General features: G+C 65.3%; 24 protein-coding genes. 4 read left to right on the forward strand and 20 right to left on the reverse strand.

The genetic code is table 11. The features are described 5' to 3' along the window. The first annotated feature begins 206 nt into the window (after positions 1-206). Positions 207-1,043, forward strand: a complete 837-nt coding sequence (locus XH79_RS13610) for a universal stress protein (protein WP_212347958.1) — start codon at positions 207-209, stop codon at positions 1,041-1,043. Positions 1,044-1,062: 19 nt separating this feature from the next. On the opposite strand, the gene XH79_RS13615 is transcribed toward XH79_RS13610, so the two are convergent. The 10 genes from XH79_RS13615 to XH79_RS13660 form a co-directional block, all read right to left on the reverse strand. Continuing rightward, a complete protein-coding gene (locus XH79_RS13615; protein ID WP_018648730.1) occupies positions 1,063-1,257 on the reverse strand; it encodes a hypothetical protein in 195 nt (64 codons plus the stop codon). Positions 1,258-1,429: 172 nt separating this feature from the next. Further along, the gene (locus XH79_RS13620) at positions 1,430-3,280 is read right to left on the reverse strand and encodes a putative bifunctional diguanylate cyclase/phosphodiesterase (RefSeq protein ID WP_271582019.1); all 1,851 of its coding nucleotides are present in this window, start codon (positions 3,278-3,280) and stop codon (positions 1,430-1,432) included. Between the two features lie 257 nt (positions 3,281-3,537). Then, a complete protein-coding gene (gene rpe, locus XH79_RS13625; protein WP_271582005.1) occupies positions 3,538-4,275 on the reverse strand; it encodes a ribulose-phosphate 3-epimerase in 738 nt (245 codons plus the stop codon). Continuing rightward, positions 4,272-5,207: a CbbX protein gene (gene cbbX / locus XH79_RS13630; protein WP_271582006.1), complete on the reverse strand. Its 936-nt coding sequence runs from the start codon at positions 5,205-5,207 to the stop codon at positions 4,272-4,274. The genes rpe and cbbX overlap by 4 nt, the downstream gene beginning before the upstream one ends. Before the next feature lie 99 nt (positions 5,208-5,306). Then, positions 5,307-5,714 (reverse strand): ribulose bisphosphate carboxylase small subunit, encoded by a 408-nt coding sequence (locus XH79_RS13635; RefSeq protein WP_212347946.1) that lies wholly within the window; start codon positions 5,712-5,714, stop codon positions 5,307-5,309. An 11-nt stretch (positions 5,715-5,725) separates the two neighbouring features. Then, positions 5,726-7,186: a form I ribulose bisphosphate carboxylase large subunit gene (locus XH79_RS13640; protein ID WP_212347943.1), complete on the reverse strand. Its 1,461-nt coding sequence runs from the start codon at positions 7,184-7,186 to the stop codon at positions 5,726-5,728. 31 nt (positions 7,187-7,217) lie between these two features. Next, complete coding sequence (gene fba / locus XH79_RS13645; RefSeq protein ID WP_212347940.1) at positions 7,218-8,303, reverse strand: class II fructose-bisphosphate aldolase; 1,086 nt, start codon at positions 8,301-8,303, stop codon at positions 7,218-7,220. A 12-nt stretch (positions 8,304-8,315) separates the two neighbouring features. Beyond that, positions 8,316-10,334, reverse strand: coding sequence for a transketolase (gene tkt, locus XH79_RS13650; protein WP_271582007.1), 2,019 nt, complete (start codon positions 10,332-10,334; stop codon positions 8,316-8,318). Positions 10,335-10,350: 16 nt separating this feature from the next. After that, a complete protein-coding gene (locus XH79_RS13655) occupies positions 10,351-11,226 on the reverse strand; it encodes a phosphoribulokinase (protein WP_212347934.1) in 876 nt (291 codons plus the stop codon). Between the two features lie 12 nt (positions 11,227-11,238). Beyond that, positions 11,239-12,276: a class 1 fructose-bisphosphatase gene (locus tag XH79_RS13660; RefSeq protein WP_271582008.1), complete on the reverse strand. Its 1,038-nt coding sequence runs from the start codon at positions 12,274-12,276 to the stop codon at positions 11,239-11,241. A gap of 120 nt (positions 12,277-12,396) precedes the next feature. Here XH79_RS13660 and XH79_RS13665 point away from each other — a divergent pair, with 120 nt between their 5' ends. Continuing rightward, positions 12,397-13,374 (forward strand): LysR family transcriptional regulator, encoded by a 978-nt coding sequence (locus XH79_RS13665; protein WP_271582009.1) that lies wholly within the window; start codon positions 12,397-12,399, stop codon positions 13,372-13,374. Between the two features lie 242 nt (positions 13,375-13,616). Here XH79_RS13665 and XH79_RS13670 read toward each other — a convergent pair whose 3' ends face one another. From XH79_RS13670 to XH79_RS13690, 5 genes are all read right to left on the reverse strand, one after another. Then, positions 13,617-13,826, reverse strand: a complete 210-nt coding sequence (locus XH79_RS13670) for a hypothetical protein (RefSeq protein WP_271582010.1) — start codon at positions 13,824-13,826, stop codon at positions 13,617-13,619. A 138-nt stretch (positions 13,827-13,964) separates the two neighbouring features. Next, on the reverse strand, positions 13,965-14,384 hold the full coding sequence (locus XH79_RS13675) for a DUF4118 domain-containing protein (protein ID WP_212347922.1): 420 nt from the start codon (positions 14,382-14,384) through the stop codon (positions 13,965-13,967). A gap of 160 nt (positions 14,385-14,544) precedes the next feature. After that, positions 14,545-15,738 carry an MFS transporter gene (locus XH79_RS13680; protein ID WP_271582011.1) on the reverse strand — a complete coding sequence of 398 codons (1,194 nt, stop codon included), beginning with the start codon at positions 15,736-15,738 and terminating at the stop codon, positions 14,545-14,547. Between the two features lie 52 nt (positions 15,739-15,790). Further along, positions 15,791-16,411: a TetR/AcrR family transcriptional regulator gene (locus XH79_RS13685; protein ID WP_442869951.1), complete on the reverse strand. Its 621-nt coding sequence runs from the start codon at positions 16,409-16,411 to the stop codon at positions 15,791-15,793. Positions 16,412-16,531: 120 nt separating this feature from the next. Then, positions 16,532-17,491 carry an N-carbamoyl-D-amino-acid hydrolase gene (locus tag XH79_RS13690; RefSeq protein WP_271582013.1) on the reverse strand — a complete coding sequence of 320 codons (960 nt, stop codon included), beginning with the start codon at positions 17,489-17,491 and terminating at the stop codon, positions 16,532-16,534. A gap of 58 nt (positions 17,492-17,549) precedes the next feature. On the opposite strand from XH79_RS13690, the gene XH79_RS13695 reads away from it, so the two are divergent. Both XH79_RS13695 and XH79_RS13700 read left to right on the forward strand, forming a co-directional pair. After that, entirely contained in the window at positions 17,550-17,936 is a 387-nt protein-coding gene (locus XH79_RS13695) for a hypothetical protein (protein WP_245004098.1), read from the forward strand. Positions 17,937-18,139: 203 nt separating this feature from the next. Continuing rightward, positions 18,140-18,466, forward strand: coding sequence for a hypothetical protein (locus XH79_RS13700; RefSeq protein WP_212347912.1), 327 nt, complete (start codon positions 18,140-18,142; stop codon positions 18,464-18,466). Positions 18,467-18,500: 34 nt separating this feature from the next. Here XH79_RS13700 and XH79_RS13705 read toward each other — a convergent pair whose 3' ends face one another. The 5 genes from XH79_RS13705 to XH79_RS13725 all read right to left on the reverse strand — a co-directional run bounded on the left by XH79_RS13705 (position 18,501) and on the right by XH79_RS13725 (position 24,487). Then, a complete protein-coding gene (locus tag XH79_RS13705; protein ID WP_212348006.1) occupies positions 18,501-19,772 on the reverse strand; it encodes an MFS transporter in 1,272 nt (423 codons plus the stop codon). 338 nt (positions 19,773-20,110) lie between these two features. Next, the gene (locus XH79_RS13710; RefSeq protein ID WP_271582014.1) at positions 20,111-21,469 is read right to left on the reverse strand and encodes a sigma-54-dependent transcriptional regulator; all 1,359 of its coding nucleotides are present in this window, start codon (positions 21,467-21,469) and stop codon (positions 20,111-20,113) included. After that, on the reverse strand, positions 21,466-23,253 hold the full coding sequence (locus XH79_RS13715) for a sensor histidine kinase (protein WP_271582015.1): 1,788 nt from the start codon (positions 23,251-23,253) through the stop codon (positions 21,466-21,468). Before XH79_RS13715 ends, XH79_RS13710 begins: the two co-directional genes overlap by 4 nt. A gap of 589 nt (positions 23,254-23,842) precedes the next feature. Further along, positions 23,843-24,247 carry a hypothetical protein gene (locus tag XH79_RS13720; RefSeq protein ID WP_271530250.1) on the reverse strand — a complete coding sequence of 135 codons (405 nt, stop codon included), beginning with the start codon at positions 24,245-24,247 and terminating at the stop codon, positions 23,843-23,845. An 18-nt stretch (positions 24,248-24,265) separates the two neighbouring features. Next, positions 24,266-24,487, reverse strand: a complete 222-nt coding sequence (locus tag XH79_RS13725) for a hypothetical protein (protein ID WP_128948395.1) — start codon at positions 24,485-24,487, stop codon at positions 24,266-24,268. Positions 24,488-25,302 lie beyond the last annotated feature (815 nt).

Below are 25,302 nucleotides of genomic sequence, written 5' to 3' on the forward strand. Positions count from 1 at the left end.
GTCGAAATGTCCATGTTGGGTCAGGTGTCGCCTTGCACCCAACATGGCCGTTGCCACCTTACGGCGTTCCGTCCACGCGATTAAATCTTGGCAAAGGTGGGCGACGGCCGGCCAAGATCGCGCCTGCACATTTGATGCAGCTCAAGGCCGCCCCTCGCCGCAGTGGAAGACTGCCTCCATCAACGATGGTCGATCGGAGGCGCGCCATGTACAAAGACATTCTCGTCCACATCCCGACCGAGCGGCCGATGCGCGCCGCGATCGACGGCTCGATCACGCTCGCGGCGCATCTCAACGCCCACCTCGACGCGGTTGCGGTCGGCTATGTCGCGAGCAGCGCAGCTTACGTCATGGACGGCGGTGCCGCCTTGGCGGCCGTGTTCGAGCTGGAGCGCGAGCGCGCCCTGGAGCGGGCCGAGGCCGCGCTCGAGGTGTTCAAAAGCGAGGCGGCGAACGCCGGAATTTCCTACGACTGCCATCCGCTCGGCGCGATCCCCGCGGATGCAGCCAGCTCGCTCGGCGAGATGGCGCGGCTGCACGACCTCAGCGTCGTGCTCCAGCCCGATCCGGCGCAAGGCTCGTTCGACAACGACGTGCCCGGCGAAATCCTGTTCCAGGCCGGCGGCCCGGTGCTGTTCCTGCCCTACACCTTCCGCGGTGCCTTCAAGGCGAAGCGGATCGGCATTTGCTGGGACGGTAGTCGCGTCGCCGCCCGCGCGATGCGCGACGCAGCGACGTTCCTGGCGCGTGCCGAGGAGATCCTGCTCATCTCGATCAACGAGGCCGACACGGTCCCGAGCGAGGTATCGGCCCGCAATCTGGCGAGGCATCTTGGCCGGCGCGGCCTGTCAACCCACACGGTCGGCCTGTCAGCCGCGCGCTCCGATATTCAGCCGACCATCCTGTCACTGGCGGCCGACGAGAGACTCGATCTGCTGGTGATGGGTGGCTATGGCCATTCGCGGTTGCAGGAGCGCTTTCTCGGCGGCGTCACCCGCGCCATGCTGGAGGCCATGACGGTGCCGACGCTGATGTCGCATTAGCGAAGCCGGCCCGACGCTCTCACGCCGCGACGGGGGCCTCTGCATCCTCGTCGCGTTGCGCATTGCACGCGTCGAAATGCGCCTTCAGCGCGACCTCGGCGAGATATTCGAAATGTTCGGCCTGACCGAGGAGTTCCCAGTTTTGAAGCGGCCTATAGGCGGCCTGCTGACGACAGAGGGACGCCAACGCCCGGTAGCGACGTACGTTCTCCATGAGACCCTCCCTCGCATTCACAGCGCTTATTGCCCTGATTTGCGTCAGGCCGATGGCGTTTGTGCAAAACATTTGCTGCGTGCACCACGCGCCTAACCTCGGTTAACTTTCGAGAATATCCGGCAGGAATTTTAGTTCCAAACGTCCGCGCAGAACTCTGACGCCCAACGCGCTAGGCATAGAGGCGGCGCTCCACGATCACACCGACCAGGTCGAGATAGCGCTCGATCAGCTCGGGCCGGCCGACGAGATAGCCCTGCATCTCCTCGCAGGCCTCGCGTGCCAGGAAGTCACGCTGCGCTTCCGTCTCCACGCCTTCGGCGACGACCGGGATATTCAGCGCATGGGCAAGGCTCAGGACCGCGCGGACGATCTCGGCCGATTGCGGCGTCGCCTCGAGATTGGAGATGAAGCTGCGGTCGATCTTGATCTTGTCGAACGGAAACGACTGCAGATAGGACAGCGAGGAGTACCCGGTGCCAAAATCGTCCATCGCAATGCGGATGCCGAGTGCCTTCAGCCGCCGCAGCAGGTTGAGCGCGCGGGTGAAATCTCCGATCAGCACGCCCTCGGTGATCTCGACCTCGAGCCGCGTCGGCGAAAGCCCCGTCTCCAGCAGGATCTGGTGGATCGAGCGTTCGAGGTCACCGGCCTGGAACTGGACCGGCGACAAATTGACCGCGACCTGCAACGGCCGCGGCCAGGATGCCGCTTCGCGGCAGGCCTCGCGCAGCACCCATTCGCCGATCTCGATGATCAGCCCGTTCTCCTCGGCAAGCGGAATGAACTGGTCCGGCGGCACGAAGCCCCGCGTCGGATGGTCCCAGCGCACCAGCGCCTCGAAGCCGATAACCTCGCCGTCCATCCGCGCCTGCGGCTGGAAATAGACCAGGAGCTGGTTCTGCTCCAGCGCCTGCCGCAGATCGTGCTGCAACAGCCTGCGGTCGCGCAGCTCCTGGTCCATCTCGGATTCGAAGAAGCAGACCCTGCCCCGCCCTTCGCGCTTGGCGCGGTAGAGCGCGGAATCGGCATTGGCGAGCAGCGTCGCCGCATCCACGCCGTCATCGGGGTAAACGGCGACGCCAACGCTGACACCGACCTGGGAGAGATAGTCGTCGATCTCGAGTTCCTTGCCGATCACCTCGACCAGGCGCTCGGCGAGCGTCAGCACGTCCTCGCGGCGGACGTTGTCGGGCATCAGAATCATGAACTCGTCGCCGCCGATACGGGCGACGAAGGCGCAATCGGCTTCCGCGGCGAGACGATCGGCCGCCGCCCGCATTAGCATGCCTCCGACCGGATGTCCGAAGACGTCGTTGACCTCCCGGAAGCGGTCGAGATCGAGGCTGAGCACGGCAAAACCGGTCGAGGCCTTTTGCGCGCGCTCCAGCCGTTCGTCCAGCGCCGCGTTGAAGGCGCTACGGTTCGGCAGGTCGGTCAGCGCATCATGATATGCCAGGTGGCTGATGCGTTCCCGCGTGGTGACGCGCTCGGTGACGTCCTCGATCACGCCGACCAGATATTGCGGATCGCCGGCACCATCCGTGATCAGCATTTTGCGTGAATTGACGACGCGGTCGTGACCCTTGACGCCAATTTCGAGCAGATGCTCCTCGAGGAACATCGGCATGCCGCTGGCAACGACTCGACGATCCTGCTCGTTGACGATGCGGGCGACGTCGGCCGGAAAGATCTCGTCGGGTGTCCGGCCCAGCATCTGTTCGCGGGGCATGCCATAATATCTCTCGCCGGCGCGGTTGAGCAGGATGTAGCGCGAATCCTTCGCGCATTTCGCGAACACGGCGATCGGGATGTTTTCGACGATAGTATCGAGGAACTCCTGGGTCCGCAGCAGATCTTGCTCGACCTCATCCCGCGTGTGCGCGCGTGCTTCGATCATCCGCTGGCGCTCACGATCGCTCGTCTCATAGGCTCCGCTGACGAGCTCACCCAGCCTCACGATGTCGACCTGCCCGGCCGCATTGGTGGCGCAGCGAAGCTGCTCGGCGAACAAGCGATGCATGCTCACGGCATCGCCCCGCGCCGAGCGCGGGCCTCATGCCTGCCAATATGCTGGATCCGCATCCCCGCGCTCTCTCGCGTTCCTGGACCGCAGACTGCGACGTACAGCGTTGCCCGGACGTTAATCGAGGCCTCGTGTCAAACCCGTTGGTTACCCTGGCCTGAAAGAGCCCGCTTTATCGCGCTAACTTCGTTGAAAGTGCCACGCCTTGAGACAACCGGCACGTCGAATGTTCCGATGCGTAGACCTTCCGTAATCTACCGGGTGCGGCCTCCATCACTGACGCGCATCCGCTGCGCGGAACTTTCTTGCAAATGCGGAACTCGGCCGACCTCGGCGGCGAGGCGAATCGCTGCGATATTGGCGGCGTAGTCGGCATCACCTTTGCCGCGGAACACGGCGGAACCCGCCACCAGCGTATCGGCGCCCGCTGCGGCCACGGCGGCGGCATTGTCGCGCGTGATGCCGCCATCGACCTCGAGCCGGATCGGCCGGTCGCCGATCATGGCCTTGATCCGTGCGATCTTCGCCAGCTGGGAATCGAGGAAGGACTGGCCGCCGAAGCCCGGATTGACCGTCATCACCAGCACGAGGTCGAGACGATCGAGCACATACTCGATCGTGCTCTCCGGTGTGGAGGGACACAGGCTGACGCCGGCCTTCTTGCCGAGCGCGCGGATCGCCTGGAGCGAGCGGTCGAGATGAGCGCCCGCCTCGGCATGAACAGTGATGACATCGGCCCCGGCCTTCGCGAACGCCTCGAGATAGGGATCGACCGGCGCGATCATGAGATGCACGTCGAAGACCTTCTTCGTCACCGGCCGAATTGCCTTGATCACATCGGCACCGAAACTGATGTTCGGGACGAAATGTCCGTCCATCACGTCGCAATGGATCCAGTCGGCGCCGGCAGCGTCGATCGCGGCGATCTCCTCGCCGAGACGCGCGAAGTCCGCAGCCAGGATCGAGGGGGCAATAAGGATCTCGCTGGTCATGCCTTCACGCTCCTTTCCGCGACCGGACCACCGCTGAAGACGCGGCTTGCGAGGACATCGGCCGGGTCGATGGTTTCGAGATCGGCGACATCGAGCATACGGTTGAGATCGGACACCAGGCGGTCGGCCTGCCGCAGGCGGATGCGGTCGACCGCGTTGCGGATCGAGCGGGCGTTGGAGAAGAACGGCTGGGTCCGGCGCAACGCGATGTATTTCTCGAACGCCTCGCGTGCCGCTGCCGAGAAGCGATAGCCCCGCTCCTTCAGCATCAGCTCGGCGATGACGAGCAGCTCGGCCTCTGCATAATCAGGGAATTCGATATGGTGCGCGATGCGCGAGCGGAAGCCGGGATTGGAGGCGAAGAAGCTCGTCATCCGCTCGCCATAGCCGGCGAGGATCACCACGAGGTCTTCGCGCTGGTTTTCCATCACCTGGAGCAGGATCTCGATGGATTCCTGGCCGTAGTCGCGCTCGTTGTCGGGACGATGCAGATAGTAGGCCTCGTCGATGAACAGCACGCCGCCCATCGCCTTCTTCAGGATCTCCTTCGTCTTCGGCGCGGTGTGGCCGATGTACTGGCCAACGAGATCGTCGCGCGTCACCGAGATCACCTGCCCGCGCCGCACGAAGCCGAGGCCGTGCAGGATCTTGGCCATGCGCAGCGCGACAGTCGTCTTGCCGGTGCCGGGATTGCCCGTGAACGACATGTGCAGCGTCGGCGGCGCGGCGGCGAGGCCCGCGCGCTGCCGGATGCGCTCGATCAGCAGCAGCGAGGCGATCTGGCGTACGCGGCTCTTCACCGGCTTGAGCCCGATCAGCTCCTGCTCGAGTTGTTGCAGCGTATCGGTGATCCCGGCGGCTTCGGCCTCCTTGCGAAGATCGAATTGCGTCTCGCTTTGATCGGTCGTCGTTGCATGGGGGACATCGAGCATCGGCACCTCGAATAAAAGGGCTTCGCCGCGGGGGAGGCGGCGAAGCAGTGGTCCGCCAAGGATACGGAGCAGGGAGCGCTCCGCGCGGAGGGAAAATGGCTACTGAGTGGCGTGGGCAGCCGGCTTCCGCACCGTGGTGTAGCGGATCGCGCGGCCGCCAACTTCCTGCCGCACCAGCTCGAATTCCGCTTCCTGCGGCGGACGGTTGACGAGGAAGGAGATCCGCACCGACTCCCAGCCATGACTGGAATCGAAGCCGCTGATGCGGATGTAGCGGTCGCCATACACCCGGCGGCATTCGGCGAGCTCCATCATCACGCCGGCGGCGTCCTGGAGATCGAACATCGGCAAGCCCCACATCTCCCAATAGGTGTTGCGGGGATGCGGGTCGTCGGTGAACTCAATGTTCACCGCCCAGCCATTAGCGAGGCAATATTGCACCTGCTTGGTGATCTGGTCGTCGGTCAGATCAGGCAGGAACGAGAAGCAGCCCTGGGTCAGTTTCATCTCATAACTCCTCAAACGGTTTCCAGCGCCGTCGGCACGAAGTCCGGCGTGTCGGTGGATTGATAGTTGAAGGTGACGTCCTTCCAGACGTCGAGCGCCGATTTCAGCGGCGTGCATGTCTGCGCTGCCTTCGCCAGGATCTCCGGACCCTCGTGGACGTAGTCGCGCCCCTCGTTGCGGGCGAGGATCATTGCTTCCAGCGCCACGCGGTTGGCGATCGCACCGGCCGCGATGCCCATCGGATGGCCGATCGTGCCACCGCCGAACTGCAGCACGACGTCCTCGCCCAGGAGATCGAGCAACTGGTGCATCTGGCCGGCATGGATACCGCCGGAAGCGACCGGCATCATCTTGTTCAGGCTAGCCCAGGACTGGTCGAAGAAGATGCCATGCTCGAGCTTGGTCGGGTTGAACTCCTCGCGGCACACATCGTAGTAGCCGCGCGTGGTGTTGGGATCGCCTTCGAGCTTGCCGACCACCGTGCCAGCATGGATGTGGTCGACACCGGCGAGCCGCATCCATTTGGCGATGACGCGGAACGACACGCCGTGGCTCTTCTGCCGCGTGTAGGTCGAGTGACCGGCGCGATGCAGATGCAGGATCATGTCGTTGCGCCTCGCCCATTTGGCCATCGACTGGATCGCGGTGTAGCCGATCACGAGGTCGATCATGACGATGCACGATCCGAGCTCCTTCGCGAACTCCGCGCGCTCGTACATGTCCTCCATCGTCCCCGCGGTGACGTTCAGGTAGGTGCCCTTCACCTCGCCGGAGGCCGCCTGCGCGCGGTTCACCGCCTCCATACAATAGAGGAAGCGATCGCGCCAATGCATGAAGGGCTGTGAGTTGATGTTCTCGTCGTCCTTGGTGAAGTCGAGCCCGCCCTTAAGCGCCTCGTAGACCACGCGGCCGTAGTTGCGGCCGGACAGGCCGAGCTTCGGCTTCACCGTTGCGCCCAGCAGCGGCCGGCCGAACTTGTCGAGCCGCTCGCGCTCGACCACGATGCCCGTCGCCGGTCCCTGGAACGTCTTCACATAGGCGACGGGGAAGCGCATGTCCTCGAGCCGCAGGGCCTTGAGCGGCTTGAAGCCGAACACGTTGCCGATGATGGAGGCCGACAGGTTGGCGATCGAGCCGGGCTCGAACAGGTCGAGATCATAGGCGATGTAGGCGAAATACGAGCCTGGCGTGCCGGGCACCGGATCGACGCGATAGCACTTGGCGCGGTACTTCTCCGCAGCGGTCAGGCGGTCGGTCCAAACGACGGTCCAGGTCGCAGTCGAGGATTCGCCGGCAACAGCAGCCGACGCCTCGATCGGATCGACGCCGTCCTGCGGCGTGACGCGGAATAGCGCGATGACGTCGGTGTCCTTCGGCGTGTATTCGGGCTCCCAATAGCCCATGCGCGCGTATTCCATCGTGCCCGATCGATAGCGCTCCTTGCCGCGGATCGTTCCAGCATGTGCATTCATGGCTCTCTCCTGCTCTTCTCTCTCTGAATGATTAGGCGGCGACCGGCTCGCGGGCGCCGATGCGTGGATCGAGCTCGCCGGCGCGATAGCGCCGTGCCATCTCGCTCATCGGGACCACCTTGATCCTGCTGGCATGGCCCGCGGTGCCGAACTGCTCGAACCGCTCGCGGCAAAGCTCGCGCATCGCGTCCATCGCCGGCTTGAGGAATTTGCGCGGATCGAACTCGGAGCGTGCTTGCGCGGCGACTTTCCGGAACACCGCGGTCATCGCGAGGCGGCAGTCGGTGTCGATATTGACCTTGCGCACGCCACTCTTGATGCCCCGGACGATCTCCTCGACCGGCACGCCCCAGGTCTGCGGCATCTCGCCGCCGAACTGGTTGAACATGTCCTGAAGCGGCTGCGGCACCGAGGAGGAGCCGTGCATGACCAGATGCGTGTTCGGCAGCCGGCGGTGGATCTCCTCGACCACCCGCATTGCCAGGATGTCGCCGTCAGGCTTGCGGCTGAACTTATAGGCGCCGTGCGAGGTGCCCATCGCAATCGCCAGCGCATCCACTTTCGTGGCGCGGACGAAATCGACGGCCTGATCAGGATCAGTCAGCAACTGGTCGTGGCTGACCTTGCCCTCGACGCCATGGCCGTCCTCCTGTTCCCCGCCGCCATGCTCGAGCGAGCCGAGCACGCCGAGTTCGCCTTCGACGGAGGCGCCGACCCAATGGGCGAGATCGACAACGCGACGCGTGATCGCGACGTTGTAGTCGTAGTCGGCCGCCGTCTTGGCATCAGCCTTGAGCGAGCCGTCCATCATCACCGAGGTGAACCCGTGGGCGATGGCGGAGGCGCAGGTCGCCTCGTCATTGCCATGGTCCTGGTGCATGCAGAGCGGAATGTCCGGATAGGTCCGCTCCAGCGCGTCGATCATGTGCGAAAGCATGAGATCGCCGGCATAGCTGCGCGCGCCGCGCGAGGCCTGGATGATGACGGGCGCGTCGACCTCGGCCGCCGCCTGCATGATCGCGATGCCCTGCTCCATGTTGTTGATGTTGAACGCCGGCACGGCGTAACCGTGGCTTGCGGCGTGGTCGAGCAGTTGGCGAAGGGTGATACGGGCCAAGGGTCGTCCTCCTTATTGGCTCTTGCGGGCGATCGCCCGGCGGGCCGCTTCCGCAATGCTTTGCGGCGTGATGCCGAATTCGCGGTACAGCACCGGCGCCGGCGCCGAGGCGCCGAAACCGCGCATGCCGACGAATTCACCGTCGGTGCCGATCCAGCGACGCCAATCGCCGGCGACGGCCGCCTCGATGCCGACGCGCGGCGCGGTGCCGAGCACCGAGCCGCGGTAATCCTCCGGCTGCTCTTCGAACAGCGCGAAGCAGGGCGCGGAGACCACGGCCGCGCGGACGTGCTCGGTCGCAAGCAGGCGGGCGGCTTCCAGGGCGATCGATACTTCCGAGCCGGTCGCGATCAGCGTCACGTCGCGGCCGCCGTCGGGCGAGACCACGAGATAGGCGCCGCGTGCGACGCGGTTTCTGCCGCGTGCATCGCTGCGGAAGGTCGGCAGGGCCTGCCGCGACAGACACAGCACGGACGGACGATGCTCCGCCGCAAGCGCGCAATCCCAGACTTCCAGCGTTTCGACTGCGTCGGCCGGGCGAAACACAAGCAGGTTCGGAATGACGCGCAGTGCCGCGAGATGCTCGACCGGCTGGTGCGTCGGGCCGTCCTCGCCGAGACCGATGGAGTCGTGCGTCATCACATGGATGACGCGCAGCCGCATCAGGGCCGCAAGGCGGATCGCGGGCCGGCTGTAATCGGAGAACGCGAGGAACGTGCCGCCGTAAGGGATGAAGCCGCCATGCAATGCGAGGCCGTTCATCGCGGCGGCCATGCCATGCTCGCGAATGCCATAGTGGATGTAGTCGCCGGCGAATGCACCGCTCTTGACCGGCGCCTGCGCCTTCGCATGCGTCAGGTTGGAATGGGTCAGGTCCGCGGAGCCGCCGACCAGGCCGGGGATCGTTCCGGCGATGCCATCGAGCACCTGTTGCGAGGCCTGCCGCGTCGCAAGCTTGGGCCGCTCGCTGGCAAAGCGCTCGCGCAATTTCGCCGCAGCCAGCGCATACGCGGCCGGCAGAGCCACGGCCTTGCCCTCGACGAACAGGTCGCGCTGCTCCGGCGTCGCGTCTTCATAGCGATCGAGCCAGGCGAGCCGATCGACCTGTCCGCGCTGCCCGATCATGCGCCACGCCTTCTGGATCGTGACAGGCACCACGAACGGCTGATAGTCCCAACCGAGCGTCCGACGCGCCGCCGCCGTCTGTTCGGTGCCGAGCGGCGCGCCATGTGCCTTCTCGGTGCCTTGTCTATCAGGCGCGCCATAGCCGATGATGGTGCGGCAGGCGATCAGCGATGGCTTTGCGGTCTCACGCTCCTCCGCGATCGCCTGCGCAACGGCTTCGGGATCGTGTCCGTCGACGCGGCGCACCGACCAGCCGGAGGCAGCGAAACGCGCGAGCTGGTCGTCCGACGTTGCGAGCGAGGTCGGACCGTCGATGGAGATGCCGTTGTCATCGAACAGCACGATCAGGCGGCCGAGCCCGAGATGGCCGGCGAGCGAGATCGCCTCCTGGCTGATGCCCTCCATCAGGCAGCCATCACCCGCGATGACATAGGTGAAGTGATCGACGAGGCCATCGCCATGCCGCGCGTTGCCCATGCGCTCGGCGAGCGCCATGCCGACCGCGGTCGCAATGCCCTGCCCCAGTGGTCCCGTCGTGGTCTCGACACCAGGCGTGTGACCATATTCGGGATGGCCCGGCGTCTTCGAGCCCCACTGCCGGAAGGCCTTGATGTCATCGAGGCTGACATCGCCGCCGGTGAGGTGCAGCAGCGCATAGAGCAGCATCGAGCCGTGCCCCGCCGACAGCACGAAGCGGTCGCGGTCCGGCCAGTTCGGATGCGCGGAGTCGAATTTCAGGAAGCGCGAGAACAGCACGGTTGCGACATCGGCCATGCCCATGGGCAGGCCGGGATGACCGGACTGCGAGGTCTCGATGGCATCGACCGCGAGGAAGCGGACGGCATTGGCGAGATCGTGATGCGTGACCGCCGTGAGGTCGGCTTCGGCGTGGACGGAGATGTTCATCGGATTCTCTCCCTGTTCACTTCAGGCTGCGCTTGCGCTCGATGAGCTGCATGATCAGCGGCGTCAGGATCAGCTGCATCGCCAGATCAAGCTTCGCGCCGGGACACACGATCGAGTTCGCGCGCGACATCCAGCTCTGCGGCAGCATCGAGAGCAGATAGGGGAAGTCGATGCCGCGCGGGTTCTTGAAGCGGATCACGACCATCGATTCATCCGGCGTCGGGATCCAGCGCGCGATGAAGGGGTTCGACGTATCCACCGTCGGAACGCGCTGGAAGTTGATGTCGGTCTCGGTGAATTGCGGGCAGATGTAGTGGATGTAATCCGGCATCCGCCGCAGGATGGTGTCGGTCACGGCCTCGGTCGAATAGCCGCGCGCGCTGCGGTCGCGGTGCAGCTTCTGGATCCATTCGAGATTGATGACGGGCACGACGCCGATCTTGAGGTCGGCATAGCGCGCGACATTGACCTTGTCGGTGACGACGGCGCCGTGCAGGCCCTCGTAGAACAGCAGGTCGGAGTTCTCCGGCAGCTGCTTCCACTCGGTGAAGGTGCCGGGCGCCGCGCCATGCAGCGCCGATTCCTCGGCGTCATGGACGTAGTGCCGCGTCACCGCGGTGCCGGTCTCGCCATAGTCGCGGAAGGCACGTTCAAGCTCCTCGAACAAATTGGTCTCGGGGCTGAAATGGCTGAAGTGCTTGTTGCCGCGCTCGGCCTCCTTCGCCATCTGCGTGCGCATCTCGGCGCGGTCGTAGCGATGAAACGCGTCGCCTTCGATGTAGGCGGCGTTGACCTTCTCGCGAAAAAAGATCTGCTCGAAGGTCTTCTTGACCGAGGTGGTGCCGGCGCCGGAGGAGCCGGTGATGGAGATGATCGGATGCTTCCTGGACATGGGATACCTCGCTCAGAGCCGGAAGAATCCGCGCCGCGCGAACAGCGGCGCTGAGACGCTGGCGACCAGCAGCGGATCGCAATGCAATTCCTCGACGCGCCGCACCTCGTTGCTCGAGCCCATGATCAGCGGCACGCGCTGGTGCAGGCTCTGCGCGGAGAGGTCGAGGATGCGCTCGCGGCCGGTGGAGGCCGAGCCGCCGGCCTGCTCGATGATCATCGCCATCGGGTGCGCCTCGTAGGTGAGGCGCAGGCGGCCGTCGCCATAGCCGGGCCGCGCGTCGGAGGGATAGAGGAACACGCCGCCGCGCGTGAGGATGCGATAGGCCTCGGCAACCAGCGAGCCGATCCAGCGCATGTTGAAATCATGGTTGGCCGGCCCCTCGATGCCGGCGAGGCATTCGTCGATGAAGGCGCGCACCGGCGAGTCCCAATGCCGGCGGTTCGATGCGTTGATCGCGAACTCCTCGCAGGCCTCGGAGATCTGCACGGCGCTGCGCGCGAGGCGGAAGCAGCCGGCCTTGCGGTCGAGCGTGAAGATGTCGACACCGTCGCCGAGCGTCAGCACCAGCGAGGTCTGCGGGCCGTAGGTGACGAAGCCCGCCGCGAGCTGCGCCGAGCCGCGCTGATGGAAGGCGAGCGTGAGATCGTCCGGCGCGGGCAGAATCGAGAAGATCGTGCCGACGGTCATGTTGATGTCGATGTTGGAGGAGCCGTCGAGCGGATCGATCGCGACGCAGATGCGCCCCTCGCGGTCGCCGATCTGCGGCTCGCGCATCTCCTCCGACGCCAGCGCGGCGACCGGCAGCCTGCCGAGGCAGCGGCGCAGGATCGCATCGGCCTGCACGTCGAGATCGCGCTGGACGTCGCCGTCGCTGTTGCGGCCGGTGCTCAGTCCCGATGCGTCCGCGAGATCGCCGGTGGCGATGAGATCGGCGATCTCGATCGCCGCCGCAGCGATCGCATCGACCGCTGCCGCCACGGCCAGCGCATGGGGTGCGGTCTCTGAATACCGTTGAAGGTGGTCGTCCAGCCTGAGTTGCCCGGTCATCTGCGTCCATCCCCTGGGCCGGCGCCGCATCCATTTCCCTCCCCGCTGGAGGTCGGTGCGGTCAGTCCCGGCATCAGGAGATTGACAGGGGTGGCTTAATAAGGAAAATTTCTATTCATAATGAGCGTCAAAGAATTTTCTTATAATGGCCCCGGCCATGCGGCGGCCCAGCTCCGGCATCTGACGATCCGGCAGCTTCGCTCGCTCGCGGCATTGTCGGCCAAGGGCAGCGTGACGGCGGCCTCCGGCCATCTCGGGCTGACGCAGCCGGCCGTGACCCAGCAGCTCCGGCAGCTTCAGGACCTCGCCGGCCTGCCGCTCGTGCAGCGGACCGGCGACGGCATGCTGCTGACGGAGGCGGGCAAGGAGGTTCTGGCGCTGGCCGAGCGGGTCGAGGCCGCGATCATGGATTGCCAGGGCGCGCTCGATCTGCTGGCGGGGCGGACCGGCGGCACGGTGCAGCTCGGCGCGGTCTCGACCGCGAAATATTTCGTGCCGCACGCGATCGCGGCGTTCTCGAAGCGGCATCCCAAGATCGAGATCAAGCTCACCATCGGCAATCGCGAGGAGATCCGCGAGGCCATGCACGGCTACGACCTCGATTTCGCGGTGATGGGTCGGCCACCGGCCGACGTCAGCGTCGACGTCCGTCAGCTCGGACGCAATCCGCACGTCATCGTCGCGCGCAAGGGGCACTGGCTGGAGAAGGATTCCGGCCTCAGCCTGACCGACCTCGTGCATGAGACCTTCCTCACCCGCGAGCCCGGCTCGGGCACGCGGACGCTGATGGAGGGCATGTTCCAGAGGTCGGATCTCGAGCCGATCATCGGCATGGAGATGAGCAGCAACGAGACCATCAAGCAGGCGGTGATCGCCGGACTCGGCATCGCCTTCATCTCGGCCCACACGGTCGCGCATGAGCTCGCCGAGGGCCGGCTCATCGTGCTCGATGTCGCCGGCCTGCCGATCGTCCGCCAGTGGTACGTGATCCGCCGCAGCGACAAGGTGCTACTGCCGCCGGCGCAGGCGATGTTCGATTTTCTTGGTTCCGAGGGGGCGAACTTTCTGCCCGTCGTGCCCGAGCTCGGCGGGCCATAGCCCGCAGATGGCTATGCCATCAGCTTCATCGCAATCGTCGCCGCCAGAATGACGATGATCTGCAGCAGGCGCTCTGTCGTGAAGATGCGGTTGAAGGTGGTCATCGCTCGCCCCCGGCCTCCCTGAAGGAGATCTCGATCGGGATGTTGCTAGCACAAGCGGGCATCGAGACAATCCCGTAGTCGTCCCGGGTCGTCCGGCCCCGACCAGGCCGATCGCGCCCCGCCCTGCGCGGTCAACGATCAGGCCGCGAGCGGAGCGGCGCGGTCCATGCGCGTGGCGAAATAGGCTTCCAGCTCCGACAGCGCCCGCGCTTCCCAATCCCTCGCCTGCTCCAGCAGCGACCAGCTCTGGCCCGGGCGGAACGCGGCGGTCTGGCGATAGAGCGATGCGATGCCGCGATAGCGGCGCACGTTCTCCAAAATGGCCTGACCGTCTACTTGGCCGTTCATGTCCGAAAACTCCCTCGTCATTCCCGGGGGAGAAATTGCGGCCAAATCTTTTTCGAAAAGTTAGCGGCGCGCGGCAAGCTCGCGCATGGTTGCCGGACTGTTGCGCGTGCGCAACGTGCACGCTCGCGCAATGCCGATTTATTGCGAATTCGTTGCCGCGCTCTTGCCCGAAGGCTTCAGCCCGCCGCGGCTGATGATGGTCATCGTCTCGCGGCAGAGATCGGCGAGGCCGATCAGGAGCACGGCGAGCAGGCAGAACAGGTTGATGGAATCCGCGCCCGCGCTGGACAGGGGGGTGAACTCGAAGAACGGCGGTATGAACGCCCACCACACCAGCGGCACGGTCAGCAGCGCGGCGAATGCCGCCGCCGGCGCGCCCGCGACAAGCGCGAGCAGGAACAGGCTGGGCAGGAACGCCGCGAAATAAAGCTTTGCGCCGAGTACCACGAAGATGCCCTGAAGCAGGGCCGACACTGCGACGACGACGAATCCGAGCAGGAACGCCTGCCACGACCATGGCCGTACCCGCGGTACGCCAAACAGCCCCGCACGCTTCATCAACCTCCCCCTGCCGCCCGTTAACCAGGTCCGATTGCGACGAAAGTACTACAGCTGCAACCAAACCGCGAGATGGAAATTGCGGCACACACGGCATGGCACGGCCGCATGTCTGCGGCTTGGTAAACACCCGCATCGCACAATTCCATCCCGGCCGCCGCTACTCGGTGGCCGCGTAGAGCAGGCCCGCGACGGGCAGCGCGAGGCCAATGGCCGAGGCGAGCGTCCAGCCGCCTTGCGCGAAAGCCCAGGCACCGACCGCGGAGCCTGCGGCGCCGGCGGCGAAGAACGTCGCCATGTAGAGGCCGTTGAGGCGGCTGCGATGTTCGTGCCCGAGCGTGAAGATGGCGCGGAAGCCGAGCACGACGTTGCCTTGCACGCCGATATCTATGGCGATCGCGGCCACGACCAGGCATGCGAGGTTCAGCATCGAGCCGGGCGCGCCGAGATAGGTCACGAGGAAGCCCGCGGCCGCGAGCAGCATCGCAACCAACGTCGCGATACGGCTATGGCCGTGATCGGCGAGACGGCCCGCGATCGGAGCTGCGAACACGCCGGCGACGCCGGCCAGCGCGAACAGCGCGATGCCGCGCTGGGAGAAGCCGAACGCGCCGGCGAGCTGGAGCGGCGCGACCGTCCAGAACAGGGTGAAGCAGCTGAACAGGCTCGCCTGGTAGAGCGCGCGGCGCCGGAGCAGCGGCGTGGTCCGGGCCAGATGCGGCATCGACAGCAGCAGCGTGCCGTAGTGCATGCGCGCGACGGGCCTGCGCTTCGGCAGCGCCATCCAGAGCGCGGCCGCGAGCACGATCATCAGCGCGGCGGAGGCGAAGAACACCGCGTGCCACGACGAGGCCGCGGTGACGAAGCTCGACACCGGCCGCGCCAGCATGATGCCGAGCATCAGCCCGGTCGAGACGTTGCCGACGACGCGGCCGCGGATCGCCTCGGGCGCCAGATGCGCGGCATAGGGGATGATGATCTGCACGGCGACCGAGCCGAGGCCGATGAACAGCGCGGCCGCCAGGAACGGCAGCGCATGGGTGGCGAAGGCGGCGGCGAGCAGCGCGGCGGCGCCGAGCGTGATGACGGAGCAGATCAGCGCGCGATTCTCGACGAGGTCGCCGAGCGGCACGATGAAGAGCAGTCCCACGCCATAGCCGATCTGGGTCATGGTCACGATCAGCCCCGCCGCTGCATGCGACAGGCCGAGCGCGGCGCTGATCGGGGCGATCAGCGGCTGGGCGTAATAGAGGTTGGCGGCGACCATGCCACAGGCCGCGGCAAGCACGAAGGTCAGGCGCTGCGATACCGCATCCGGCCCGGGTGCGGCCTCGATCGTGGCATTCATCGTCATTTACGTGGGTCTCCGATAATCGGGAACGATCATTCCCTAATAAGACATGAATTCAGGCGAGCAGCTTCATCGCGACGCCGACGAGGCGGGGCCCGTCGAGCGGCAGGCGCGCCTTGCCGACGACGCGCATGCCTTGCGTGATGCAGATCATCAGCCGCGCGGTGTCGTCGGCATCGACATGGCCCGGAATCGAGCCGTCGGCCTGGCCTTCGCGAATGAGGCCAGCGATGAAATTCTCGTTGGTCTCGAGCTGCGCGCTGACGCGTGCACGGACCGCCGGATCGACCGCCGACAATTCAACGGCGCTGCCGACCACGAGGCAGCCGCGCCGCCCCTCGACGCCCTGGGAATGTTCGACATAGGACAAGAGGACGTTGCGCAGCCGCTCGCGGCCGTTCCCCCCGCGCGCCGCCGCGCTGCGGGTCTGCTCCCCGCGCACCGCGGTGTAGCGCTCGAAGGCGGCGAGGAACACCGCATGCTTGTCGCGAAACGCCTTGTAGACGCTGCCGGTCGCAAGCCGCATCGCCGCGGTGAGATCGCCGATCGAGGTGGCGTGATAGCCGCGCTCGCGAAACACCCGAAGAGCGCGATCGAGCGCTGTGTCCATGTCGAACTCCCGGGGACGACCGGGCGGACGAGCGATGGGCGGGGACTGGCGGGCGGCCTTTTGCATTGCGGGATAATAGGGAATGGTCGTTTCCGAATAAAGACACGTGGTTGTGATGGGGTAGGGATAGCGAAACAAGAGCAGCGGCCGGCCTCACTCTCGTGTCCCGGCCATGGAAAGAAGGGATCACCCCTTCGGCCGCACCGTCGTGCCATCCGCCATCGTCGTCACGCCCTTCCGCTCGACGATCATCCCGTAGGCGCGCGGCTGGCGGTGAACGTCGAAATTAAAGGTGGTGCGCTTGTAGGAATTGCAGAGGTCGAGATCGCAGCGGGCGAGCGCGAGCTCGTCGCCCTTGGTCGTGCAGCGCGCGATGATCTCGCCGGAGGGCGCGATGATGCAACTGCCGCCGATGTGGTCCACGCCCTCCTCGATGCCGGCCTTGGCGACGCCGACCACGAAGGTGCCGTTCTGATAGGCGCCGGACTGCATCACCAGATGATTGTGGAACAGCGAGAGATCGTCATGCTCTGGCGCGGGCGGATTGTGCACCGGCGTGTTGTAGCCGATCATCACCATCTCGACACCCTGCAGACCCATCACGCGGTAGGTCTCGCTCCAGCGGCGGTCATTGCAGATCGCCATTCCCATCATACCGCCGAACGCATCGACGACGCCAAAGCCGCTGCCGGGCTCGAAATAGCGTTTCTCCAGATGCTGGAATTTGCGCCAGGGCTCGTGCTCGGCATGGCCGGGCAGATGGACCTTGCGGTACTTCGCAACGATCGCGCCGCTCTTGTCGACGAGAATGGAGGTGTTGTAGCGCCTGACGTCGCCGGCCTCGACCGTCAGCTCGGCATAGCCGAGGTAAAATCCGATGCCGAGCTCATGTGCGAGGTCGAACAGGGCGCGCGTCTCCGGGCCCGGCATCTCGCGCTCGAAAAAGCTGTCGATCTCGGCCTGATCCTCGAAATACCAGCGCGGAAAGAAGGTGGTCAGCGCAAGCTCGGGATAGACGATCAGGTCGCAGCCATTGGACCGGGCTTGCCGCATCAATGCCATCAGCCGCGCCACGACCTCGGTTCTGGTCTCACGCCGCGCAATCGGGCCAAGCTGGCCGGCCGCCACATTCACAAATCTCGCCACACCCTGTCCTTCGCTTTTTCCGCGCCGTCGTGACCGCGCACATGCAGATTCCGCGCCTATGACGCGCGCCGCGCAAGAGCACGCCGGCCTGCGCGACCAATCGAGGAACTTCCGTTGCCAATCTGCAACGGTTCCCCGCCGTCTGAAGCCGGACAAAAGAAACTCCCATTGCGGCCACGAACCGCTCTCACAACGCCGTGAGACTATCAGGGGAATGACGATGCGCGCACAACGCGTTTGGAAAGTGAATGGGGCCGCCAGCATCGGGCAGCTCCAATCCAGGCTGGACGATCTGAACAAGCGTCTCAGCCAGCTCGAAAACCAGAATCCGGAGAATTGGAAGCTCGAAGAGCTGAGATCGAGCGCGCTCAGCCTGTCGCGCGAGATCGACGACATCCGCTGCGCGGAGGCGACGGAGGCGTTGAGCGAGTTGCTGCGGAAGTAGCCGGCCTACCGATTCGCAGCTTGCGCAGGGAACCAACCATGCGCCCCGCCATTTCCATGCTGAGCATGGAGCAAGATCATGACCAGGCACCTGACACGCGCCCATCTCGTGCGCGGCGTGGCCGGCGCGGTATCCACGCTGGTCCTGTGCGCGACGGCTGCCTTCACCATCGCGCGCCACTTCGCGCTGTGAGGGATGATCACATGACGTCGGACCCCGAGGAGTCGGTAAGGCTGCAAGGTTTCGGCGAGATGACGTTGCGCACCGCCATCGCGACGCTGATGGCGCTCGGCCCGCGCGAGCGATCGGAGGCTGCCATCTTCCGCATCCGCGACGGCGTGCGGCTCGCGCAAAGCGAGATCACCGAGCTCGCATCACACTGGGACATCCCGCCGATGCCCGAAGTCAGGTCACCAAGGCTCGTCCCGGAGCAGCACTGGACGGACATCGTGCGCGGCATGGTGCGCGAGGCACCGCTGCCGTCGCTGATGGTGGCATTTTTGGTAGGCGTGCTGGTGGCGCGGCGGTGAGGACGTCCACACCGCCGGTACCGACGCCTAGGCCCTATTCGTGGCGATCCATTGCGGACGCGGTCTTGGTGTCACGCATGGTCAGATAGACCAGCAGCGACACCGCGATGCAGCCGGTGAGATACCAGTAGAACCAGCTTTCGTGACCGATGGACTTGAACCAGAGCGCAATCGATTCCGCGGTGCCGCCGAAGATCGAGACAGTCAGCGCATAGGGCACGCCGACGCCGGTCGCCCGCACGCTGGTCGGAAACAATTCGGCTTTCACCACCGCATTGATCGCCGTGTAGCCCGACACGATCATCCAGGCAGCGGCGATGAGGAGGAAGGCCGAGAACGCATCATGCGTCGCCTGGAGCGTCGTGAGCAGCGGAATGGTGAACAGCGTGCCGGAGACGCCGAATCCGATCAGAAGCCATTTGCGCCCGATGCGGTCGGAGATCGCGCCGTAGATCGGCTGCAGCACCATCGCGAAGACGAGGCTTCCTGCCGTCACCATGGTGGTCTGGTCGTCGGTCAGCTTCACCGAGAGGCGAAGGAATTTCTGCATATAGGTGGTGTAGGTGTAGAAGGCCGCCGTGCCGCCCATGGTCAGCCCCACCACCAGCATCAACTCGCGCGGATAGTTGAGCAGCGCGCGGATCGAGCTGGATTTCTTGACCGCCGCCTGGCTGCTCTTGAAGGCATCGGTCTCATGAAGATTGCTGCGCATCAGCGCGGCCACGACCGCGAGCACGGCACCGAACGCGAACGGCACGCGCCAGCCCCAGGCGCGGATCTCCTCGGTCGAGAGAAACACCTTCTGCAGCAGGAGCAGCACCAGGATGGCGCAGAGCTGACCGCCGATCAGCGTCACATACTGGAAGCTGGAATAGAAGCCGCGGTTCTTCTCGTCCGCGACCTCGCTGAGATAGGTGGCGCTGGTGCCGTATTCGCCGCCGAGGCTCAGGCCCTGCAGGACGCGCGCAAGGCCGAGGATGACGGGAGCCGCCAGCCCGATCGACGCGTAGGTCGGCGTCACCGCGATGATCAGCGACCCGAAGCACATCATCACGACGGACAGCGTCAGGGCGTTGCGCCGCCCGTAGCGATCGGCGAGATGGCCGAACAGCCAGCCGCCAAGGGGACGCACCAGGAAGCCCGCCGCAAACAGCAGGGCCGCGTTGAGCTGTTGCACCACTTCATCGCCGTCGGGGAAAAACGCCTTGGCGAAATAGAGCGAGAACGCCGCATAGGCGTAGAAGTCGTACCACTCGACGAGATTGCCGACGGAGCCGACGAAGATCGCCCGCAGCCGGCGCTTCATGTCGAGGCTATCCGCGCGCGTCTCCGTGACGGGCGCGCCGACATTATGAATTGAGGCTTCCTGTGAACTCACGACGTCCTCCGCATGTTTGTTGTCCTTTGACGAAGCCATCCGCTCGCGTGTTGGCGCGCGAGTTGATGCCGTCCCGAAAAACCGGATGGTTTCGGCGCTCCTTCAGCAACGGCTGTGCCAGTCGCGACCGGCGCGCGAAAATGCGGGGAATTGCAGCAAACAGAGCAGTTTCTTGAGGAGGGAGGCCTCGCGAAGGTCAGAGCGTCGGCAAGAATCCGCCGATGCGAACGCCGCTATCGGCGGATTTCCGCCGATGGCTTGCCGGCTCAGGAATCCCTGCGGCCGGGCCGCGCCAGGGCGTATTTCGCCATTTTCTCGTTCAGGGTCCGGCGCGGGACGCCGAGCTCCTCGGTGACGGCGGCAATCGACCCGTCGTGCTCGCGCAAGGCGGCCTCGATCAGCGCGCGCTCATAGGCCGCAACGCGGTCGGCGAGCGTCCGCTGCGGCGCCCCCGGCTCGCCCCGTCGCAGGATCTCGGCCACGCTGCGGCCGGTCGCCGCCAGCCCCAGCGCGTAGCGTTCGGCGACGTTCTTCAGCTCGCGTACATTGCCTGGCCAGTCATGGGCGAGCAGCGCGTCGAGATCGTTCGCCCGCAGCGACGACATGGTGCGGCCCGCGCCCTTGGCCGCGGCGGCGGCGAAATGCTCGAACAGCAGCAGGACGTCGTTGCCGCGCTCGCGCAGCGGCGGCAGCTGGATCTCCGCTGCCGCGAGGCGGAAGTAGAGATCGGAACGGAAGCGCCCCTGGCGGCTTTCGGTCGCAAGATCGCCCTTTGCAGCCGCAATGACGCGGACATCGACCGGCAGGAGCTTGTTGGAGCCGACCCGCTCGATCGTACGCTCCTGGAGGGCGCGCAGGATCTTGGCCTGGAACGGCAGCGGCATGCTCTCGATCTCGTCGAGCAAGAGCGTGCCGCCGCTGGCGTGCTCGAACTTCCCGATGCGGGCGCCACGTGCGCCGGTGAAGGCGCCGGCCTCATGGCCGAACAATTCGCTTTCGAACAGCTCGGCCGGGATCGCGGCACAGTTCACGGCGACGAAGGGCGCCTTCGCGCGCGGACCGAAATCGTGCAGGGCCCGCGCCACCACTTCCTTGCCGGTGCCCGTCTCGCCGGTGACGATCACGTCGCGGTCATGACCGGCAAGCTCGAGGATGCTGGCCCGCACCGCCACCATCGCCTTCGACAGGCCGACCAGGCGGGCATCGATCGCACCGGGCGCGGCAAGGCGATCCGAGAGCTGGCGAAGCTGCAGTTTCAACTGCCGCCGCTCGATCGCGCGCGTGATGACGGCCGAGAGGAGCTCGGGATCATGAGGCTTCTGCAGGAAGTCGTAGGCGCCCTCGCGCATCGCAGCGACCGCCAGGGGCACGTCGCCATGCGCGGTCAGCAGCACGACGGGAATGTCGGGATCGGCGCGGTGAACGTCGCGCATCAAATCGAGTCCGGACCGCTGCGGCATGCGAAAATCGGTCAGCACGGCGTCGGGCGGGCTCTCTGTCACGAGGCGAATGGCCTCATCCGCGCCGGCGGCGGCCCGGACCGTGAAACCGCCCAGCTCCAGCCATTGCCGCACCGAATTGCGGACGATCTCCTCGTCGTCGACGACGAGCACGGACCCGCTCATGCGTGCAGTTCCCGATGTTGCGAGGCCGGCGCGACGTCCATGACCGGAATGACGACCTTGAAAGTCGAGCCCCTGCCCGGCGTGCTCTCCACCAGGATATCTCCTCCGAACTCCCTGACAATTCCGTACGAGATCGAGAGCCCGAGGCCAAGCCCCTCGCCGATCTCCTTGGTCGTGAAGAACGGGTCGAACAGCGATTTGATGTGCTCGGGCGCGATGCCCGCGCCGGTGTCGCTGACCTCGATCACGGCGCTGTCGTCGCGGCGACCGAGCGCGACCCCGAGGACCCGCCGCTCGCGATCGCGCATCGCATCGATCGCGTTCGACAGCAGATTGACCACGACCTGCTCGAGCCGGATCGGATTGGCGAGGCCATGAAGCGGCTCGGCAGGCGCGGAGCGCACCACCTCGATATGTTCGTTGGCGATGCGGTATTGCAGCAGGCGGATCGCATTGTCGACCACGGGCGCGAGCGCGACGGCGCTGCGCGTGCCGGTCTCCTTGCGCGCGAACATCCTGAGGTGATCGATCAGCGCCATCATGCGCTCGGCGATCGAGGACATCAGGTCGAGATTGGCGGCGGCACGATCGACCTCGTTGCGGCGGAGCAGGACGCGGCTGCTCGCGACATAGGTGATCAGCGCCGCGAGCGGCTGGTTGATCTCGTGCGCGACGCCGGCGAGCGCCTGACCGAGGCTTGCAAGCTTGGCGCTCTGCACCAGGCTTTCCATGGTCCGGCGCAGCTCTTCCGTGCGCTCGGCCACGCGCCGCTCGAGAACGTCATGCGCGTCGAGCTTTGCCCGAACGACCTGCCGCCGCTGATAGGCAACCAGCACGACCAGCAGAGAGGCGATCAGGGCGAAGACGCTCGCGATAGCAACGGTCGATGCATTGCGCCGAGCATCGGCGACATCCGAGAACAGGAGCAGCCGCCAGCCTTGATCGTGCGGACGGACCTGAAGGGCGTAGTCCCCAAGCTCGACATTGCCGCGGCCGCGCGCGCGACCGATCTGAACCCGTTCCCGGTCGCCTCTGGGCACGAAGACCGGAGCTGCGTCGATCGCCTGACCGAATTGCTGCGCGGCATTCAGCTCCGCGAGCCGCTGCGCGGGGACCGGCAGCAGCGGACGGTATTTCCAGTCCTCGCGGCTGGCGAGGAAGATCACGCCATTCTCGTCCTCCATCGCGACGAGGTCGCCGGCACGCGCCCAGTCGGCCTCGAGCGCACTGAGATCGATCTTGACCACGGCAACGCCGAGGGTTTTGCCGCCCTCCACGATCCGGTGCGACAGGAAATAGCCGGGCTGTCCCGTGGTGGCGCCGACGGCGTAGTAATGGCCCTCGCCGGTTCGCATGGCGTCCATGAAATAGGCGCGGAACCCGTAATTGTGTCCGACGAAACTCGAATCCAGATCGAAATTGCTTGCCGCGAGCGCGAGGCCGGTGCTGTCGAGAACATAGAGCTCGGCGGACCGGGCTCCCTGATTGAGCGATTTAAGGTAGCGATTGGCGGCGGCGGTCGCCGCTGCATCATGGGGATCGCGATAGAGCTCGCGGATCGGATCGGCGAGCGACAGGACCGCCGGCAGATAGCGATAGCGCGCAACAGTCGCATCGAAGGTGCTGGCAATCAGCGCAAGCCGGTCATTGGCCTCCCGCTCCATGCGCGCAAAGGCGGCATCCAGCGCAAGGACGTAAGCCAGCCAGCCCGCCGCCGCGATGGCCGCAAGCGCGGCTATGCCGATCAGCACGTATCGCGGCAGGGCTGGGCGGCGGCGTTGCATCGGGGCTCCGGATCGAGGCGATATCGCTAGGTAGCACAGAGGACTGGCCGCGCGGCTGCGAAACGAGGCCGCTCCCTCGCCTGTGCGCCTGTGGAGCCATGCCGCCGCGGCAAGCCGCCCTGCCCGGCCAAATCCGCCGTGGACCCGATCCCGAAATCGTTGCAAAAAGGCGTTCCGAGGTGCTGGCGGCCGGTCCGCCAAGCCTCTGGAAAACGTCAACTTTTGGAAGAATGGTCGGAGTGGCAGGATTCGAACCTGCGACCCCTGCGTCCCGAACGCAGCGTATATCCTCTAAGTTATTGATTTTTCTCGGCATGGCGTCCGTTTTCGACACGCTTTGTTCACGGTCGTTTCGCCTAATTCGTTGCGATTTCGTTGCGGCCGTTCTCGCCGAGAACGGCGCCCACTGGGTTCGGATTTTTGCCTGGGGTTGCGGGTATCCGGTTCTTGGAGTTTCACCGGGTCCGAAGGCGAAGACCAGCACACCCCTGAGCAATCTCCTTCGCGCGGGCCCTGTATATGCGGTCTATTGGCACCGTCGCACTGAGCTATAGTCGAGATGCGCCAGGCTTCTTCTGAAAGGACGCTGCTAGGAAGCGTTCGCCCTCGCCCATTCGCGCGCCTCGCGCCGGCGCTCGCGACGTTCGCGCCGCCGCCTGGCCCGTTCGGCGGGCTGCGGGAGCGGTGGCACTGGCGCATCCTCTTGCTCGGCCGGTCCCGACTCCATCGGCGGCTCGGCGGCGGGGCGGGTCTCCATGAATTCCAGCACGACGCGCCCCTTGGCGGTGATCTTCCGGCCGCCGTCTTCGCGCTCAATGAGGCCTTGCGAAAAGATGTCGAGTTCCGGAATGCGCTCAGCCATCCGCTTGGTGCGATTGGCCCAATCGCGACCGCTGGTCGCCAAGATCGCCATGTCGCGCTTGAGGTCGGCCATCACGGCAAATCCGCCCGGGTAGCTCACCAGGATCTTTAGTACCGTGACCTGGAAATTCACCCCCGCCCCCTCGGCCGGTCAGCGCCACATCGTCGGCGCTTGCGAGAGAGCTTGGCGAACAAACTGCTTGAGGCGGTCCGGCGATGTGTCGCCTCTGGTCGCAGCTTCCAGAATTTTCGACGCCACGTGGGTACGGGCTCCGGTCTCGGCCCGGAAGACTTTTTCACAGACCTCGTCCAGAACCGCGCGCAAAAGCGCGGTGGTGGGGAACCCCCAGAAGAAAAAACTATCGTAACGCAATCGCGGCGGCGTCGAATTTAAGAGTGTTCAAAATCTCGCGAACTCTACACCACGGCTTGGACTTGGCAATAACAGCGCGAGCAACATGAGATGATAGCCATGCGAGCAACATGAGATGATAGCCATATTCCCCCGCCTCCGGATGTTCCGTTCTCCTCCGGAGAACTGCGGTGTGCGCTAGTGAATACACCTAGGCGCCTGTTCCTCGCGGACTGACCATCGCCGGGTCCGGTGCCATCGAGCCGCTGCCGTCGGGAGGCTTCGCCTCGGCCATCTCTTTTCAGGTCCGGAGCCTTCTCGACCAGGCCATCCGCGACGTCAGGGTCGGTGGAGCGTGTAAATGCAGGCTGGCCCTGCAGTCGTTGCCCTCTGCCAAATCGCCCAAGAGCCCAAGACTTCGCACTGTTCGTTGACCTGGATCGGCTTGTATTGTTTCGTCGCGACATGGACCAGCCAATCTTCGCTTCCGCACACGTGCCAATCGCCGTAATCGATGCACCGGTGATGTATCTCGCGGTCGGCAAATTCGGTAAGGCTTTCAAGGCTTCCTGCCCGGCTCCAGGATCAGGACAGAGGTGCGGCCAGAGTCGTTCCTGACCGTCGGGGGTTCGAGTCAGTGGAGCGCTACGAACGGTCCCCCACCCAATTCGAACCATTGTTTTCAAAGACTTACCGGGCGGCCTGACTTAAGTACCCCGCGTCCGGCCTGGCGCAGGGCGATTGCGCGCCCTGCTCTACTTTCGTCGGTTCGCGCCCGCATTGGTAGTAATATTAAGGCGGCTCTGCTTTACTGGCCTGCGCCCCTTAAGAGTTGA

Source organism: Bradyrhizobium sp. CCBAU 45389 (assembly GCF_028128625.1).
Lineage (GTDB): Bacteria > Pseudomonadota > Alphaproteobacteria > Rhizobiales > Xanthobacteraceae > Bradyrhizobium > Bradyrhizobium liaoningense_B.